The sequence below is a fragment of the Streptomyces sp. KL2 genome (genome assembly GCF_046529545.1).
Classification (GTDB): Bacteria; Actinomycetota; Actinomycetes; order Streptomycetales; family Streptomycetaceae; genus Streptomyces; species Streptomyces radiopugnans.
This window is the reverse complement of the sequence record NZ_CP127170.1, coordinates 2,531,354-2,548,009: the sequence shown is the minus strand read 5'-3', so window position 1 is coordinate 2,548,009 and position 16,656 is coordinate 2,531,354. Positions and strand designations below refer to the sequence as shown.

Here is a 16,656-nt window from a genome sequence, read left to right as displayed (position 1 = left end):
ACTCGTCGGGCTGTCGCCGGTGTGCGCGGGACCGCGGTGGGTCACCAGGCGACCGGCAGCTCCCACAGGCCGTAGATGACCGCGCCCTCCTTGCGGGGGATCTCCAGGAAGGGCTTGGCCAGCCGGAGCGTCGGGATGCGGTGGAACAGCCTGCTCCACACGATCTCCAGCTCCAGACGGGCCAGGTCCGCGCCGATGCAGTGGTGCACGCCGTGGCCGAAGCCCAGGTGCTTGCGGCTGCCGCGGCTGAGGATGACCTTGTCGGGCTCCGGGAAGATCTCCGGGTCGCGGTTGGCGGCCATCCCCAGGCAGAGGATGCCGTCGCCCTTGCGGATGACCTTGCCGCCGATCTCGATGTCGTCCAGGGCGACGCGGGGGACGGCGGTGTCGCCGATGGTGGCGATCCGGATCAGCTCGTCGACCGCGGGCTTGACCAGGTCCGGGTCCGCCTTGAGCTGTTCGAGCTGGTCGGGGTTCTCCAGCAGGCAGGCGGTGCCCAGGGAGATCTGGCTCGCGGTGGTCTCGTGGCCGCCGTTCATCAGCAGCCGGACCATGTTGAACAGGTCGCGGTCGGTGTACTCCTCGCCGGAGGAGGCGTAGTCGGCCATCGCCCTGCTGAGCAGGTCGTCGCCCGGCTCGCGCTTCTTGAGCTGGATGAGGTCGTCGACGTAGGCGTTGACCTCCACGATGGCCGCCTGGCGCTCCTCGGCCGAGCTGTGGCCGCCCAGCAGCGCGGTGCCGTGCTTGATGAAGAAGTCGTGCTTGTCCTGGGGGATGCCCAGCAGTTCGCAGATGACGGTCATCGGCACGGAGAGCGAGAACACCCGGTGCATGTCGACGGGCGGGGACATCGACAGCATCTTGTCGATGTGCTCGTCGACGATCTCCTCGATCCGCGGGCGCAGCTTGCGCACCTGCCGGCTGGTGAAGGTGAGGGCGGCCTTGCGCCGGGTGTTGACGTGCTCCTGGCCGTCGTAGCCGATGAACGAGGTCTCGGTGCGGAACTCGGGCGGAGCGATGAAGTAGAAGGGGAAGTTCGCGTGCTTGCGCGATGCGCTGACCCTGGGGTCGGTCAGCAGCTGGCGGATGGTGTGGTAGCCGGTGACCGTCCAGATGCGCAGACCGGAGCCCGTCAGGGTGACCTGGGAGACGTCCTCCTGGACCATCTCCGTGTACTCGGGCGGCGGGCTGAAGGGGCAGGCGCGCTGGTAGGGGAAGGTCTTGGCCTCGGTCTCGGCTTCGCCGCCGGTTTCGATCGCGCTGGTGGTCATCCGGGGTTCCTCCTGCTGATCAGCTGGCTGACGGCCTTCCCGCCCTCCCGTCGCGGTGACGGGCGGCAGCGGGAAGACGGGTGGGCCGAGGCTAGGGACGGCGGCTAGGGCACAGGTCGAATCGCGGCGGACGGTCCGCCTCGTACCGCCCGCGCCCGCGCGGGCGGTACGAGGCCGGCTCAAGGGCGGCTGCAGAAGGGGTTCCTAGCGTCGCGGCCATGGAGACAGACACCGGCGGCGGACCGCTGAGCGGGCTGCGGATCCTGGAACTGGCCGCCATCGGCCCCGCGCCCTTCGCCTGCATGGTGCTGGCCGACCTGGGGGCCGAGGTGATCCGGGTCGACCGGCCCGGCGGCGACCGGCCGTTCGGGAGCTGGCACCGGGTGCTCGACCGGGGCCGCCGGTCGGTCGCCCTGGACCTGAAGGATCCCGCGGCCGCCGAAGCGCTGATGCGGCTCGTGGAGCACTCCGACGTCCTGGTGGAGGGCTTCCGCCCGGGCGTCGCCGAGCGGCTGGGCGTCGGGCCGGTGGAGTGCCGCGCCCGCAATCCGCGCCTGGTGTACGCCCGGATGACCGGCTGGGGGCAGACCGGCCCGCTGGCCGCCGCCCCCGGGCACGACATCAACTACATCGCGCTGACCGGCGCCCTGGACGCCGTCGGGCGGGCCGGCGGCCCGCCCGTACCCCCCCTGAACCTCCTCGGGGACTTCGCCGGCGGCGGGCTGCCGCTGACCGTGGGGATCCTGGCGGCGCTGTACGAGCGGCAGCGCTCCGGGCTCGGGCAGGTCGTGGACGCCGCGATCGTGGACGGCGCCGCGTCGCTGCTGGGCATGCTGACGGCGATGGCAGGGACCGGTCTGTGGAGCCGGGAGCGGGGCGGCAACCTGCTCGACACGGGCGCCCCCTTCTACGACGTCTACGAGTGCGCCGACGGCGGCCACATGGCGGTCGGGGCCCTGGAGGAACGGTTCTACCTGGAGTTCCTGGCAGGGCTCGGCCTGGATCCGGAGGAGCTGCCCGACCGCGGCGACCCGGGTGAATGGCCCGTCCTGCGAAGGGAGTTCGCGCGCCGCTTCGCGTCCCGGACCAGGCGGGAGTGGACGGAGGTCTTCGACGGCACCCAGGCGTGCGTGACCCCCGTGCTGACCCTGGCGGAGGCGGCCGGGCACCCCCACAACCGGGCCCGGGGCACGTACCGCGAGGCCGGCGGGCTGCTCCAGCCCGCACCCGCGCCGCGGTTCGGCCGGACGGCGGCGCGGCTGCCGGGCCCGGCGCCGCGCTGCGGTGAGCACACCCGGGAGGTCCTGGCCGAAAGCGGACTGTCCGAGGCGGAGATCGGACGGCTGCTGCCGTCCCCGCCGACTCGACCGGGGCTGTAGCCGCTCCTTCTAGCTTCCCCGTACGAGAAGCCGTGACGAGACGCCGTGACGAGGGCCGCACCGGAAAGAGGCCGCGGCGGAGAGGAGGCGGAAGGGTGAACGCAGTGATCGAGCCCTACCGGGTGGAGATCCCGCAGGCGGCTCTGGACGACCTGCGCCGGCGGTTGGCCGGAACCCGCTGGCCGGACGCGGAGACCGTGGACGACTGGTCCCAGGGCGCCCCGCTGGAGCAGGTCCGGGAGCTGTGCCGGTACTGGGCCGAGGAGTACGACTGGCGGGCCACCGAGGCGCGGCTGAACGCGCTGCCGCAGTTCCGCACCGAGATCGGCGGTGTGGGCATCCACTTCCTGCACGTGCGCTCGCCCCATCCGGGGAGCACGCCGCTGCTGATGACCCACGGGTGGCCCAGCTCGGTGGTGGAGTTCCTCGACATCATCACCGCGCTCACCGAGCCGGAGGACCCGGCGGACGCCTTCGACGTCGTCTGCCCCTCCCTGCCCGGCCACGGGTTCAGCGACCGGCCGGAGGGCACCGGCTGGACGGTCCAGCGCACCGCCGAGGCCTGGGCAGAGCTGATGGCCCGGCTCGGCCACGACCGGTACATCGCGCACGGCGGCGACTGGGGCTCATGGGTCTCGGCCGCGCTGGGCAGCACCGACGCCGGGCACCTGGCCGGCATCCACCTCACCATGCCCCTGGCCAGGCCCCCGGAGCGGGAGGTCGAGCTGGACGAGCGGGACCGGACCGCCATGGCTCGCATGGCCGGGTTCGGGAAGAACCGCTCCGGCTACGCCGCCATCCAGGGCACGCGCCCCCAGACACTCGGCTACGGGCTGGCCGACTCGCCGGCCGCGCAGCTCGCCTGGATCACCGACAGGTTCTGGGAGTGGGCCGACCACGACGGCGACCTGGAGAAGGCCGTGCCGCGCGACCGGCTGCTGGACATCGTCACGACGTACTGGCTCACCAACACCGGGACCTCCTCGGCCCGGCTGTTCTGGGAGAGCTTCGACAAGGAGCCGATGCGCCCGACGGACGTGCCCACCGGGTGCTCGGTCTTCCCCAAGGACGCCTGGCTGCCCCGGGCGTGGGCCCGCGAGCGCTTCACCGACCTGCGCCACTGGCGCGACCTGGAGGACGGCGGCCACTTCCCGGCCCTGGAGCGGCCCGAGGTCCTGGCCGCCGAGCTCCGCACCTTCCGCCGCACCCTGCGCTGACGTGCGGCGGAGCACCGAACTCCCCCCACACCGCGGTCCCGGCCGCGTCCAACCCCCCCCCATGCGAAGGCGCCGGGAACCGGCGCCGCCGAACAGAGAGAACGGGGAACACCGTGAACAGGAAGATCAGAAACGTGCTGTCGGTCCTCGGACTGGCCGCGACCGTAGGTGTCATGGCGCCTGGGGCCGCCACCGCGGGCACCACCACGGGCACCGCCACGGGCACCGCCACGACCACCACCCCGGTCGGCACCTGGCGGGGCACCGTCGACCACGGTGACGGATCCGGCCAGATCACCGTCTCCTTCCACAGGGGCGGCCTGGTGTGCCTGACCGCCGGCGACGGCTCGGACGGCGGCGGCCAGGGCCTGGGCATATGGAACCAGACCGGCGACGGCACCTTCACCTACCGCCTCGTGGAGAGGATGTTCAAAGCCGACGGCACCACCGTGGGCTATGTGGACGTCAACCAGAAGGCCGTCCAGCAGAGCGGGGCGTTCGACAGTTCCGGCACCTCCCGGGTGTACGACGCGGCCGGCACCTACCTCACCAGCGTGGAGGCCGAGGTCTCGGTCAAGCGGGTGAGCACCACCCCCACATGCTGAACGGTCTCCGCCGAGGGGGCCGGTCCGGGAGTGCGGAACTCCCGGACCGGCCCCCTTTCCGGTGTTCTCCGTGCTCCGCGCGTTCCGCGCCCCGCGTCCGCACGGTGCGTGCGGACGCGGGGCACGAGGCGGTCAGGACCACACGGACAACGAGCCGTCCCCCGTCACACCGGTGAAGAAGGACGAAGGACGGGGTGACGCGGAGACCGGGCCGCCCCAGGCCCGCGAGGGCGCGAGGACGCGGGCGCGCACCGCAGGGCGCCGGGGCCGCCACGCCTTCGGGCGTGGCGGCCCCGGTGCCTCCCCCTCCCCCTCCCCGCTCCCCGTGCCGCGCGTGTGCGGGCCGCCGCGAGGGGCGGCCCGCACCGCCTACACCGCGTCCGCGTCCGCCGGGACGTCCGGCCGCGGCTCGCCCGGGCAGCGGACCGTGCCGCCGGGCAGGACGCCCTCCAGCAGATAGCGGTTGACGTGCTCGTCCACGAGGGCGTTGCCGCCGAATCCGTAGATCTCGTGGGCGCCGGAGTCGGTCACGAGGACCAGCCGGTGCCCCAGCCGCTCGGCCATGGCCGTCGCGCCCTCGTGGTGGTCCAGGGGGTCGCCGTCGGCCTGGACCACCAGACCGGCCGGATACCCCTCGCGCCGCACCCGGGTGGCCTCCTCGGCCGGGGTGAACGAGCGGAACGTCCCCACCCACGGCTGGGCGCGCAGCACGCCGTAGCCGTAGGGGCACTCCTCCCGGAAGCGCCGCATGTCCCGGTAGTAGACCTCCAGGTCAGCGGGCCAGTCGGTCTCGCAGGTCACCGCCTCCAGCACGGCCTCCCGCACCTGGCCGGCGGCCGAGCCGGGGCGCCAGGCCGACTGCCCGGCGAGGAGCTCCCGGGCCTGCTCGGTGCTCCCCGAAGCGGCGGCCTTGTGCAGGTCGCCGACGAGCAGGGCCAGCACGTCCCAGCGCGGACGCAGCGGGGCGAGGGTGCCCATGATCCCGTCGAAGGAGGTGCGCAGCGACGCGTCCGGGGTGCGGCCGGCCAGCAGGGAAGCGGTCTCCTCGACGGAGGCCAGCACCTGCGCGGCGTCGGTGCCCAGGCCGTAGCGGCTGTTGCGCTCGCCGGCCCACGCCGCCCACGCGTCCACGTTCTCCCGGACGGCCAGGGCCTGTGCCATGAACTGCCGCCGCCAGTCCCAGCCGGGGTGGACGGAGGAGTCCAGCACGCTGCGGTCCAGGCGCGCGGGGAACATGGTGCCGTAGACCGCGCCGACGAGCGTGCCGTAGGCGTAGCCGACGAAGCTGATCCGCTCCTCGCCGAGGACGGCGCGCAGCAGGTCCATGTCTCGGGCGGTGTTGCGGGTGCTGACGTGCGGGCGCAGCTCGCCCCCGGCACGCCGGCACCCCTCCTCGCGGGCCCGCATGTCCTCGGTGAGGAGGGCGAACGCCGAGTCCGGCGGGCGCGAGTCGAAGACCGCCCGCGCGGGGGTGTCCTCGCCGTCCAGCCGGGTCGAGGCGCCGGTGCCGCGCGGGTCGAAGCCGATCAGGTCGTAGACCTCGTTCAGCGGGGTGGTCCGGTGGAGCTCGACCGGCATCATCCGGCCGTGGCCGTTGTCACCGCCCGGCCCGCCGTGGACCGACAGCAGGACACCCCGCCGCCGGGCGGGGTCCGCGGCCCGGCGCCTGCTGACCGCGATCGAGATGCGGCGGCCGCCGGGGTCGGCGTAGTCCAGCGGCACCTCCACGGAGGCGAGTTCGAGGCCCTCCTCGGTGTCGCTCGGCGACCACCGGAGCGGCTGGGAGAGGAACGCGCCCAGTTCTTCGGTGGGCTGGGGCATCGGCATGGTGTGACCCTCCGGTCTCAGGAGATCTTGACCACGACGTTGCCGGTGTACTCGCCGGCCAGCATCGCCGTCAGCGCGTTGGGCGCCTCGGTGAGGCCGCCCTCGGTGATCGTGTGCGGGAAGACGGACTTCCCCTCCCGCAGCCAGTTGCTGAATTGCTGGTTCCACGCCCGGATCCGCCCGGGGGGTGTGGTAGGCGGCGAAGGGGCGCATGGAGATCTGCCGCACGACGGCGGTCATGATGTCCGGGCGCGGTAAGCCGCCGAGGCTGTCGCCGGCCCGGCCGCCGTCCCCGGGACCGCGGACCGGGGGCCCGGCGATCTCGGAGTCCTTCCCCCGAGAGCTCCCCGCCGGGGCGGGGGGAACGGCTTCGGTGGTCATGGATCGGGCTTCCTGGTCGGCCTGGTCGGAACGAAGGTGCCGTCGCGAGACTTCCGTGAGGCGCTTGAGCGGCACTCGACGGACACGTGGGCGGACCCGTCCGGGGGATCAGCCCGGCGGCTGTTCGATTCGGACGTCGAAGGTCTCGGCCCGGTCGGCGGCGAAGGCGAGCAGTTCGGCGCCCGCGGCGGTCAGAGCCTCCGCGTCGCTCTCCCGCAGGGGCGAGAACGGGGTGAGGGTCAGGGTCGCCGCGCGCCTCTGCTGGGTGATCTTCCACTTGCCGTGGACGAAGCCGTCCACCAGGAACGTCCCCGGGATCTGGGCGTTCTTGGTGTATATCGCCTTGCGGGCGCTGTCGCTGATGACCCGGGAGCGGTCGGCGTGGGACAGGATCAGGTTGTCGAACTCGGCGACCAGGAGCGGCGGTACGGGCGTGTCGGGGTCGGGGAGCGGAGCGCCGGGCACGTCCAGGAGCTCGGCGCCGTCCTCGGTGCGGGCGGTCCGCAGCCGGGGACGGAGCTCCTCGGTGATCTCCCGCAACTGGGTGAGCCCCGACCAGGTCTGGATGTCCTGCACGGTGGCCGGGCCGAAGGCGGCCAGGTAGCGCAGGACCATGGAGTGCGGTGAGGCCCCGTCGTCCAGAGGACTGCCCAGCCAGTCCTCGGCGTGGGCGTAGACCGGCTGCCCGGAGGCCCCCCAGACCCCGCGCGGCGGAGTCTGCACCAGCGCCTCCGCGAAACGGAAGACGTTGGCCAGCACGGACGGCGACCGGTCGGGCCACCGCTCCCGCAGCAGCTTCCCCAGCTCCGCCGCGCTGCGCGGGCCGTCCGCGAGCAGGGCCATGCCCGCGTCGGCGACCTCGCGGGGCTCCAGGCCGGCGAGGTCCCTGCCGTACGTCGGCAGGACGCCGCGGTCGAACAGCGGCTGGAGCAGGGGACGCAGTGTCAGGCAGTCGCGCGCGCTGACCAGGTGGACCGTTCCGCGCATCAGGGCGATGCGCACCGCCCTGCGGGAGGTCAGCAGTTCGGACAACTCGTCGTGGCGGAAGTCCTTCAGCCGCGTCCACAGGCCGACGTAGGGGGCCTTGGGCGACTGCGCCTGCAGGCCGACCAGGTGTTCCATCGCCTCCAGGGCGGTCATCCCGGCCTTCTGGAGAAGCAGTTGACGTGTCAGCAGGGCGCGGTTGAGAGCGCGCCGGCCGAGTACCGGAACCGATGACGCATGAGTGGACATGGCCGACCAGCGTATGCGCACCGGACCCGTGCGCTCACCGTCCGGTGCGGCCCGGTCCGCACGGACGACCCGTGCTCGAGCGTTCCTCCAGCCCGTCGCCGGACGGTGGCACCTCCCACGGCGCCGTTCGGCTGCCGGGGCACGACGAGGGAGGGACGATGGCCGATCGGCGCTTCCAGCTCTACGACACGACCCTGCGCGACGGAACACAGCAGGAGGGCCTGGCGCCGACGGTCGAGGACAAGCTCGCCGTCGCACGCCACCTGGACGCCTTCGGGGTGGGCTTCATCGAGGGAGGCTGGCCCGGAGCCATCCCCAGGGACACCGAGTTCTTCCGCCGGGCGCGCACCGAACTGACCCTGCACAACGCCGAACTGGCGGCCTTCGGCGCCACCCGCAGGCCCGGCACCCTGGTCACCACCGACCCGCAGGTGCGGGCGCTGCTGGAGGCCGAGGCCCCGGTGGTGACCCTGGTGGCCAAGAGCCACACCCGGCACGTCGAACTCGCCCTGCGCACCACACTCGCCGAGAACCTGGCGATGATCGGCAGCACCGTGCGGCATCTGGTGCGGGCAGGCCGCCGCGTCTTCGTCGACGCCGAGCACTATTTCGACGGCCACCTCGCCAACCGCGAGTACGCCCTGGAGGTCGTCCGCGCCGCCGCCGAGGCCGGCGCCGAGGCGGTCGTGCTGTGCGACACCAACGGCGGTTCGCTGCCGGACGGCATCGGCGCCGTGGTGGCCGACACCCTCACCGCCACCGGCGCGCGCCTGGGCATCCACTGCCACGACGACTCCGGCTGCGCGGTGGCCAACACCCTGGCCGCCGTGGACGCCGGCGCCGACCACGTGCAGGGCACCGCCCACGGCTACGGGGAGCGGTGCGGCAACGCCAACCTGTTCACCGTCGCCGCCAACCTGGTCCTCAAGCGGGGCCGCGGGGACGTCGTCCCCGCCGAACGGCTGCGGGAGATGGCCGAGACGGGCCGCGCCATCGGCGAGCTGACCGGGGTGCACGCCCACCCGGCCGCCCCGTACGTCGGCGCCTCCGCCTTCGCGCACAAGGCCGGGCTGCACGCCTCCGCCCTGCGCGTGGACCCCGACCTGTACCAGCACATCGACCCGGCCCGGGTGGGCAACGCCATGCGCACCCTGGTCTCCGACATGGGCGGGCGCTCCTCCATCGAGCTGAAGGCCCGGGAGCTGGGCTACGAGGTCTCGGCCGGTTCCGAGCCGGTGGCGCGGGCCGCCGCCCGGGTCAAGGAGCTGGAGGGGCGCGGCTACAGCTTCGAGTCCGCCGACGCCTCCTTCGAACTGCTGCTGCTGGAGGAGCTGGCCGGCGGCGGTCTGGAGCAGCCCTTCGAGGTGGACGCCTGGAAGGTCGGCGTCGAGGAGCGGTCCGGCGGCGAGGTGCGCACCGAGGGATCGGTGCGGCTGCGGATCGACGGCGCGCCGCTGGCCGCGACCGGCACGGGCAACGGGCCCGTCAACGCCCTGGACCGGGCGCTGCACCAGGCGCTCGACCCGTTCTTCCCCGAGCTGGCCCGGCTGGAACTGGCCGACTACCAGGTCCGGGTGCTGGGGAACGGATCGGGCAGCGCCGCCGCCGCGCGCGTACTGATCACCTTCACCGACGGCCGCCGCCGCTGGGGCACCGTCGGCGTGGACGGGAACACCGTCGCCGCCTCCTGGCGGGCCCTGCTGGACGCGGTCCGCTACGTCCTGCTGACCGAGCGCGGGGCCGACCACCGCGCCGGACGCCGTACGGACGCGGCTCCCGCCGCGGCCGCCCCCGCGGTGGCGGTCGCGGGCTGACCGCGCCGCCCCGGACGGCACCGACGACACCCGGACGAGACAGGGAGTGGACCGTGCGAGTGGAAGACCTCTACATACGGGGGACCGGAGTGCGGCTCCCCGCGTCCCTGCCGGTGGCCGACGCGGTGGCGTCGGGCGACTGCCCGGCCCGGGTGGCCGCGGCCACGGGCATGGTCTCGGTGGCGTACTCGCCCGGCGAGTCCGCCGCCGAGATGGCCGTGCACGCCGCCCGCACCGCCCTGGAGAGGGCGGGCGGCAGCGGCGGCGACACCGATCTGATCCTGCACGCGGACACCTACCACCAGGGCCAGGACCTGTGGCCCGTCGCCTCCTACGTGCAGCGCGAGACACTCGGCAACAACTGCCCGGCCATCGAGATCCGGCAGATGTCCAACGGCGGCATGGCCGCCCTGGACCTCGCCCACTCCTACCTCACGGCCGTCCCCGGGCGCCGCGACGCGCTGCTGACCACCGCCGACCGGTTCTGCGAGCCGGGCATCGACCGCTGGCACACCGACCCGGGCACCCCGTACGCCGACGGAGCCACCGCGCTGGTGCTCTCCCGGCGCGGCGGGTACGCCCGGCTGCGCTCCCTGGCGATGCTCGCCGACCCGGAGCTGGAGCCCCTGCACCGCGGCGACGAGCCGTTCGGGCGGGCGCCCTTCTCGCACCGCATTCCGGTGGACTTCGAGGAGGCCAAGCGCTCGTTCGTGGCCCGGGTGGGCATGTCGTACGCCGTCACCCGCGCCCACGCCGGGCAGCAGACCGTCCTCAAGCAGGCGCTGGCCGACGCCGACCTGGAACTCGGCGACGTCGACTGGGTGGTGCTGCCGCACTTCGGGCGGCGCCGGCTCCAGTCGATCTACTACCAGCCGTTCGGCATCGACCCGGCCCGCACGGCCTGGGAGTGGAGCCGCACGGTCGGGCACCTGGGCGCGGGCGACCAGTTCGCGAGCCTGGACCACCTGGTCGTCTCCGGCCGGGCGGAGCCCGGCGACCGCTGCCTGCTGGTCGGCGTCGGCGCCGGCTACAGCTGGGGCTCGGCGGTCGTGGAGATCCTGGACCGGCCCGACTGGGCGCACGCCGCCTGAACGCACCGCCCGGGCACGGCGGCGCGAGCCGTCCGAGCCCCCGGCGCAGCGGCCGGGCGCCGCCCGGCCCGCGACTCCCGCCCGGTGATCCGCCGGCGGGCTCGAACCCCCCTCTTCCGGCGCTCCAGCCCTGCTCGAGCGCTCCCTGCCAACCTGACACAGGCGCCGTGCGAGCGGCGCGACCCGAAGGGAAGATCCGCCGTGGTGCCGAACCCCGCTACCGCCGTCGCCGAAACCGCCGGAACCGCACGGACCCATGTCACCGAGCACACCGTCGTCGTCGACGCGCCCGCGGACACCGTCTACGGCCTGGTGGCCGACGTCTCGGCGTGGCCGCAGGTCTTCGGCCCCACGATCCACGTCGAGGTGCTGGAGGAGCACGCCGACGAGCAGCTCCTGCGGATCTGGGCCACGGCCAACGACCAGGTCCGCTCGTGGACCTCGCACCGCATCCTCGACAGCCGCGCCCGCACCGTCTCCTTCCGCCAGGTGGTCTCCGCGCCCCCGGTGGCGTCGATGGGCGGGAAGTGGCTCGTGGAGCCCAACGACGACGGCGGCAGCCGCGTCGTCCTGCTGCACGACTACACCGCCGTGGACGACGACCCGGCGGCGGTCGAGCTGATCGAGCGGGCGGTGGACCGCAACAGCCGCGCCGAGCTGACGGCACTGAAGAACGCCGCCGAGCAGAGCGGCGGGGAGGACGGCGCGGAGGACGGCGGGCTGCGCTTCACCTTCTGCGACTCGGTGGACGTCAACGGCTCGGCCGAGGACGTCTTCGCCTTCCTCGACCGCGCCGACCTGTGGCCCGAGCGCCTGCCCCACGTCGCCCGCATCGGCCTGGAGGAGTCCCCCTCCGACGGAGGCGGCTCCACCGTCCAGCGCATGGACATGGACACCCGCAGCCCGGACGGCTCCCTGCACAACACCATGTCCGTGCGGGTGTGCTTCCCCGACCGGGCCGTCATCGTCTACAAGCAGCTCAGGGTCCCGGTGGTGATGAGCGGGCACACCGGCCGCTGGGAGATCGAGCCCCACGGGAAGGGCGTACGCGCCACCTCCTGGCACACCGTCACCCTCGACCCCGAGGGCGTGCGGCAGCTGCTGGGCCCCGAGGCCACGCTCGCCGAGGCGCGGGCCAAGGTCCGGCAGGCCCTGGGCGCCAACAGCACCACCACCCTCCGGCACGCCAAGCGGTTCGCGGAGAACCTCCATGACCGACCGTGACCTCAGCAGTCCGCTGACCACAGTCCACCGGTTCACCGTCAAGGGGGACCCGCACCGGTTCGAGCGGGAGTTCCGGGAGCACTCCCAGTACCTGCGCCGCCGGCGGGACTTCTCCTATCTGGTGACCGTGCGGCTGCTGGACTCCCCGGCCTCCTACGTCCACGTGGGGCACTGGCGGAGTCTGGAGGGCTTCATCGAGACCGTGCACACCGAGACCTTCCTCGAACACGTGCGGTGCCTGGAGCCCATGGTGGACACCGAGGCCGACCAGGCGGTCAGCGTCGACCGCCTGCTGGTGCGCAACGCGCGGCCCGGGCACGACAACGTGGTGCTGCTGTCGTGCACGGTGCTGGGCGGGGTCCGGGAGTTCGAGAAGGAGGCCCGCGAGTTGTCCCGGGGCCTGGCCCGCACCGAGGGCTTCGGGGGCTTCGACCTGCTGCGCTCGACCTTCCGGCCGCAGCGGTACCTGGGCATGGTGTGGTGGACCGACACCGCCGCCTGCGACCGGGCCCTGGCCGGGGCCGAGCGCGACGGGGCGTACGACGGGCTGTCCCGGGTGGCGCGATTGCGCGTCGAGCGCACCCGGCACATCGCCTACGAGCGCGTCCTCACCGGCTGAGCACGGCACACCGGTACGGACGGGCCGGGCCCTCCCGGGGGCCCGGTCCGTCCTGCCCGTCCTGCCCGTTCCGCGTCCGCGTCCGTTCCGCGAGCCTCCCTCTAGCCGCGGGGCGCACCCTGCCCGCATGGCCAACGACACACGACAGGCCCTGCTGACCGTCGTACGGGGGAACCCCGACGCGGGAGAGCTGGCCGCCGTCACCGCCGTACTGCTGGCGCTGTCGGCCCACCGGGACCCGGCGGACGCGGGCGATCCGCGGGGACCGGAGGCCGCGGCGGACGCCGGCGGTCCGGAGGCTTCCGCGGACCGCGCCGCCTGGTCCACCGGGCGGGCCGGCTACCGCCCGCCCACGGCATGGTCGCGGGCATGACGGGGCGCGGACCCGTCGGTCCGGGGGATGTCGAGCCCGGTTCGAGAGGGTGTTCGTACCTTCCCGGAAGAGTCACACGGGCCGGTGCCGCAGGAGCGGCGGCCGCGACGGCACGCGAGGGGGAGGCGATGAACGGTTACCGGAGCTTCACCGATCTCATTCTGTCCAGGGCCCAGGAGACGCCCGGACGGGCGGCGCTCGTCCTGCTGGACGAGGCCGGTGGCCCCGGCGGCGGGCAGACCGCCGCCCGGACCGTCTCCTACGGGGAGCTGGACCGGGAGGCCAGGGCGCTGGCCGGCTGGCTCCAGGAGCACGGGGCGCGGGGCGAGCGGGTGCTGGTCCTGCAGTCCTGCCGGCGGCTGTTCGCCGTCAGCCTGGTGGCCTGCCTGTACGCGGGGGCCGTCGCGGTCCCCGTACCGCCCGCGGGCGGCCGCCGCCACCACGAGGAGCGGGTGACCGGCATCGTCAAGGACGCCGCCGTGCGGATCGCCCTGACCGAGGCCGCCGAAGCCCCCGAGGTCTCGCGGCTGCTGGCCCGCGCCGGGTACGGGGACGTCGCCTGCCTGCCGGTGGACGCCGTCCCCGGGGCGGGGCCGTGGCACAGGCCCGACCTCGGCCCCGACTCGGTGGCCTTCCTCCAGTACACCTCCGGCTCCACCCGCGACCCCCGCGGCGTGGTGGTCACCCACGGCAACATCATGGCCAACCAGGCGGCGATCGGCCGCGCACTGCGCACCCGGCCCGGCGACCGGCTGGGCGGCTGGCTGCCCTTCCACCACGACATGGGGCTGGTGGGCCAGCTCCTGCACCCGCTGTGGCTGGGCGGCACCGCCGTTCTGCTGACCCCCGCCGCCTTCGTCAAGCGGCCGGTGCGCTGGCTGGAGGCGATCTCCCGGTACGGCGTGCGCGTCAGCGGCGCCCCGGACTTCGCGTACGACCTGTGCCTGCGCCGGATCACCGACGAGCAGCTCGCGGACCTGGACCTGTCCGGCTGGGAGACCGCCGTCACCGGCGGCGAGCCGGTGTGCGCCGAGACCCTGCGCGCCTTCGCCGAGCGGTTCGCCCCGGCCGGGCTGCGGTCCGAGGCGCTCACCCCCTGCTACGGGCTGGCCGAGGCCACCCTGCTGGCGACCGGCGCCGTGTGCGGGCCCGGCGGGGAGCCCGCGCGGATCGTCGCGGACGCCGCCGCGCTGGAACGCCACGAACTGCGCGCCCCGGCCCCCGGCGCCGCGCGGCGCACCCTGGTCTCCTGCGGCCCCGCCGCCGACGGCGAACTGCGCGTCGTGGAGCCCGAGAGCGGCGAGGTGCTGCCCGAGGGCCGCATCGGGGAGATCTGGCTGCGCGGCCCCGGCGTCGCCCGCGGCTACTGGAGCCGCCCGGCGGAGACCGCGCTGACCTTCGGCGGGCGCACCGCCGACGGGGACGGCGGCCATCTGCGCACCGGGGACCTGGGCACCGTCGTGGACGGCGAGCTGTACGTCACCGGCCGGCTCAAGGACATGATCGTGGTGGCCGGCCGCAACCTCTACCCGCAGGACCTGGAGCGCACGGTGCAGCGGGTCAGCTCGCTGTTCGGGGCCGCCACCGCGTTCGCGGTGCCCGGCGAGCGGGACCGGATCGTCGTCGTCCAGGAGCTGCGCGCCCGCGGCCGGTACGACATAGACCTGGCCGCGCTGACCGCGGCGGTGGGCAACCGCCTGACCGAGGAGTTCGAGGTGCGCCCCGGCGGGGTGCTGCTGGTCCGCCCCGGCACGGTGCGCCGCACCACCAGCGGCAAGGTGGAGCGCGCCGCGATGCGCGGCCTGTTCCTCCGCGGCGAACTGCGGCCGCTGCACGAGGAGATCCTGCCCGAGGTCAGGGAACTGATGACGGCCGGGGCACGGTGATGGGGGCGTACGAGGACCGCGCCGACGCGCTGGAGCGCGCCTTCGGCCCGCTGGACGACCCGGCCAACCCGCTGGGCCGGGAGGCGATCCTGACCGCCGACGCGGCGGGCAGGACGCCGGCCGGGGCGGAGGAGGTCCTCGACGCCCACCGCTTCAACGCCGAGTTCGTGCCCGTGGAGCTGGGCGGCGCGCTGTCGCGGATGGACGGCCTGGGCCGGGTGCTGCGGCCGGTCTTCCGCCGGGACGCCTCGCTCGGTTTCGGGTACGGGCTCAACTGCTTCTTCGCCGCCGCCCCCGTCTGGATCGGGGGCAGCGCCCGGCAGCGGGCCGAGGTGGCCGGGCACCTGCTGGAGGACCGCCGCGTCGCCGTGGTGCGGCACGAGGTGGCGCACGGCAACGACTTCGTCCGCGAGGAGTTCACCGCCCGGCCCGCCGCCGGCGGCGGGTTCCTGCTCGACGGCAGCAAGCCGGTGATCGCCAACGCCTCGCGGGCCGCCGGGCTCGTCGTCTTCGCCCGCACCTCCGAGGGGGGTGGCGGACGCAGCCACTCGGTGCTGCTGCTGGACCGGGCCGGGCTGCCCGAGGGCCGGCTGACCGACCTCGCCCGGCGTTCCACCAACGGGATGCGCGGCACCGAGTTCGGCGGGCTTCGGGCCACCGGCTGCCCGGTGCCGGCCGGGGCGCTGGTCGGCGGGCTCGGCGGCGGCTACGAGCTGTCCCTGCGCTCCTCGCTGCTCATCCGGGGCCTGATCCCGTCCATCGTGCTGGCCGGGGCGGACACCGCGCTGCGCACGGTGGCCCGGTTCGCGGTCCGCCGCCGGGCCGGGGGGCGCTCCCCACTGGACGTCCAGCACGTGCGCGACGTCCTCACCGGCGCCTTCCTCGACCTGCTGCTGAGCGACTGCCTGGCCCTGGTGGCCACCCGCGGACTGCATCTGATGCCCCGGCAGACCAGCGCGTACGCCGCCGCGGCGGCGTATCTGGCTCCGAAGATCATCGCGGAGTCGATGGACGAGATGTCCGCGGTCCTGGGCGAGGAGAGCCTCGCCCAGGACGGCGCGTACGCGATGTTCGCCAAGCAGTTGCGCGACCTGCCCGTCACCTCGCTGGGCCACGCCGGCAGCGCGGGCCGCCAGGTCAGCCTCCTTCCCCAACTGCCCTTCTTCGCGCGGCATGTGTGGTTCACCGACGCCGAGGCGCCCGCCGCCCTGTTCCGGCTCCACGGCGACCTGCCGCCGCTGGACCCGGCCGGGGCCGCCCTGCTGGGCGACAGCGACCCGCTCGCCGCCACCCTGGTGGCCACCGACGGCCTGCTGGGCTCCGCGGACCTGCCCGGGGACGCCCGGGGGGACCGGGGGGCGCTCGGCGCGCTCACCCGGACCCTCGTCGCCGAACTGGGCGAGCTGCGCACGGCCTTCGCCGGGATCGGGGTGGACGACCGGGCCGCCCTGGTCGATCCGCGCAGCTTCGCGCTGGCCGACCGGTACGCCCTGGTGCTGGCCGCCGCCGCCTGCCTCGGCGTGTGGCGGGAGCAGCGGTCCGGCGCCGGCGGGCCCGCCGGCGCGTTCCTCGCCGATCCCGCCTGGCCCACCGCGGCCCTCTACCGCCTGTGCCGGCGGCTGGGCCTGCCGCTCCCGGAGCGTCCGGCCGCGTGCGAGAGCCGGGTGCTCGCCGAGGCCCTGGCACGGCTGCACGGACGGCGCAGCTACGACCTCTACGGCACGGACCTGGCCTGA

Annotated in this window: 13 protein-coding genes; 10 read left to right on the top strand and 3 right to left on the bottom strand. The window is 74.4% G+C overall.

The genetic code is table 11. The annotated features are described in order from the left end of the window. Positions 1–41: 41 nt before the first annotated feature. Positions 42–1,271: a cytochrome P450 gene (locus QPK52_RS11475; RefSeq protein WP_410537360.1), complete on the bottom strand. Its 1,230-nt coding sequence runs from the start codon at positions 1,269–1,271 to the stop codon at positions 42–44. Positions 1,272–1,489: 218 nt separating this feature from the next. On the opposite strand from QPK52_RS11475, the gene QPK52_RS11470 reads away from it, so the two are divergent. The 3 genes from QPK52_RS11470 to QPK52_RS11460 all read left to right on the top strand — a co-directional run bounded on the left by QPK52_RS11470 (position 1,490) and on the right by QPK52_RS11460 (position 4,472). Next, entirely contained in the window at positions 1,490–2,650 is a 1,161-nt protein-coding gene (locus QPK52_RS11470) for a CaiB/BaiF CoA transferase family protein (protein ID WP_410537359.1), read from the top strand. A gap of 95 nt (positions 2,651–2,745) precedes the next feature. After that, positions 2,746–3,867 carry an epoxide hydrolase family protein gene (locus tag QPK52_RS11465; protein ID WP_410537358.1) on the top strand — a complete coding sequence of 374 codons (1,122 nt, stop codon included), beginning with the start codon at positions 2,746–2,748 and terminating at the stop codon, positions 3,865–3,867. A gap of 173 nt (positions 3,868–4,040) precedes the next feature. Next, positions 4,041–4,472: a hypothetical protein gene (locus QPK52_RS11460; protein ID WP_410537357.1), complete on the top strand. Its 432-nt coding sequence runs from the start codon at positions 4,041–4,043 to the stop codon at positions 4,470–4,472. 369 nt (positions 4,473–4,841) lie between these two features. Here QPK52_RS11460 and QPK52_RS11455 read toward each other — a convergent pair whose 3' ends face one another. Continuing rightward, positions 4,842–6,299 (bottom strand): alpha/beta fold hydrolase, encoded by a 1,458-nt coding sequence (locus QPK52_RS11455; RefSeq protein WP_410537356.1) that lies wholly within the window; start codon positions 6,297–6,299, stop codon positions 4,842–4,844. 489 nt (positions 6,300–6,788) lie between these two features. Continuing rightward, positions 6,789–7,820 (bottom strand): winged helix DNA-binding domain-containing protein, encoded by a 1,032-nt coding sequence (locus QPK52_RS11450; RefSeq protein WP_410537355.1) that lies wholly within the window; start codon positions 7,818–7,820, stop codon positions 6,789–6,791. Between the two features lie 251 nt (positions 7,821–8,071). Here QPK52_RS11450 and cimA point away from each other — a divergent pair, with 251 nt between their 5' ends. The 7 genes from cimA to QPK52_RS11415 all read left to right on the top strand — a co-directional run bounded on the left by cimA (position 8,072) and on the right by QPK52_RS11415 (position 16,656). Further along, complete coding sequence (gene cimA / locus QPK52_RS11445) at positions 8,072–9,727, top strand: citramalate synthase (RefSeq protein WP_410537353.1); 1,656 nt, start codon at positions 8,072–8,074, stop codon at positions 9,725–9,727. 53 nt (positions 9,728–9,780) lie between these two features. Further along, positions 9,781–10,818: a ketoacyl-ACP synthase III family protein gene (locus QPK52_RS11440; protein ID WP_410537352.1), complete on the top strand. Its 1,038-nt coding sequence runs from the start codon at positions 9,781–9,783 to the stop codon at positions 10,816–10,818. A gap of 204 nt (positions 10,819–11,022) precedes the next feature. Then, positions 11,023–12,042, top strand: a complete 1,020-nt coding sequence (locus QPK52_RS11435) for an aromatase/cyclase (protein WP_410537350.1) — start codon at positions 11,023–11,025, stop codon at positions 12,040–12,042. After that, a complete protein-coding gene (locus tag QPK52_RS11430) occupies positions 12,029–12,661 on the top strand; it encodes an antibiotic biosynthesis monooxygenase family protein (RefSeq protein WP_410537349.1) in 633 nt (210 codons plus the stop codon). The genes QPK52_RS11435 and QPK52_RS11430 overlap by 14 nt, the downstream gene beginning before the upstream one ends. A 127-nt stretch (positions 12,662–12,788) precedes the next feature. Further along, positions 12,789–13,034: an acyl-CoA carboxylase subunit epsilon gene (locus tag QPK52_RS11425; RefSeq protein WP_410537348.1), complete on the top strand. Its 246-nt coding sequence runs from the start codon at positions 12,789–12,791 to the stop codon at positions 13,032–13,034. Positions 13,035–13,162: 128 nt separating this feature from the next. Next, positions 13,163–14,920 (top strand): fatty acyl-AMP ligase, encoded by a 1,758-nt coding sequence (locus tag QPK52_RS11420; protein ID WP_410537347.1) that lies wholly within the window; start codon positions 13,163–13,165, stop codon positions 14,918–14,920. Continuing rightward, the gene (locus QPK52_RS11415) at positions 14,920–16,656 is read left to right on the top strand and encodes an acyl-CoA dehydrogenase family protein (protein WP_410537346.1); all 1,737 of its coding nucleotides are present in this window, start codon (positions 14,920–14,922) and stop codon (positions 16,654–16,656) included. The genes QPK52_RS11420 and QPK52_RS11415 overlap by 1 nt, the downstream gene beginning before the upstream one ends.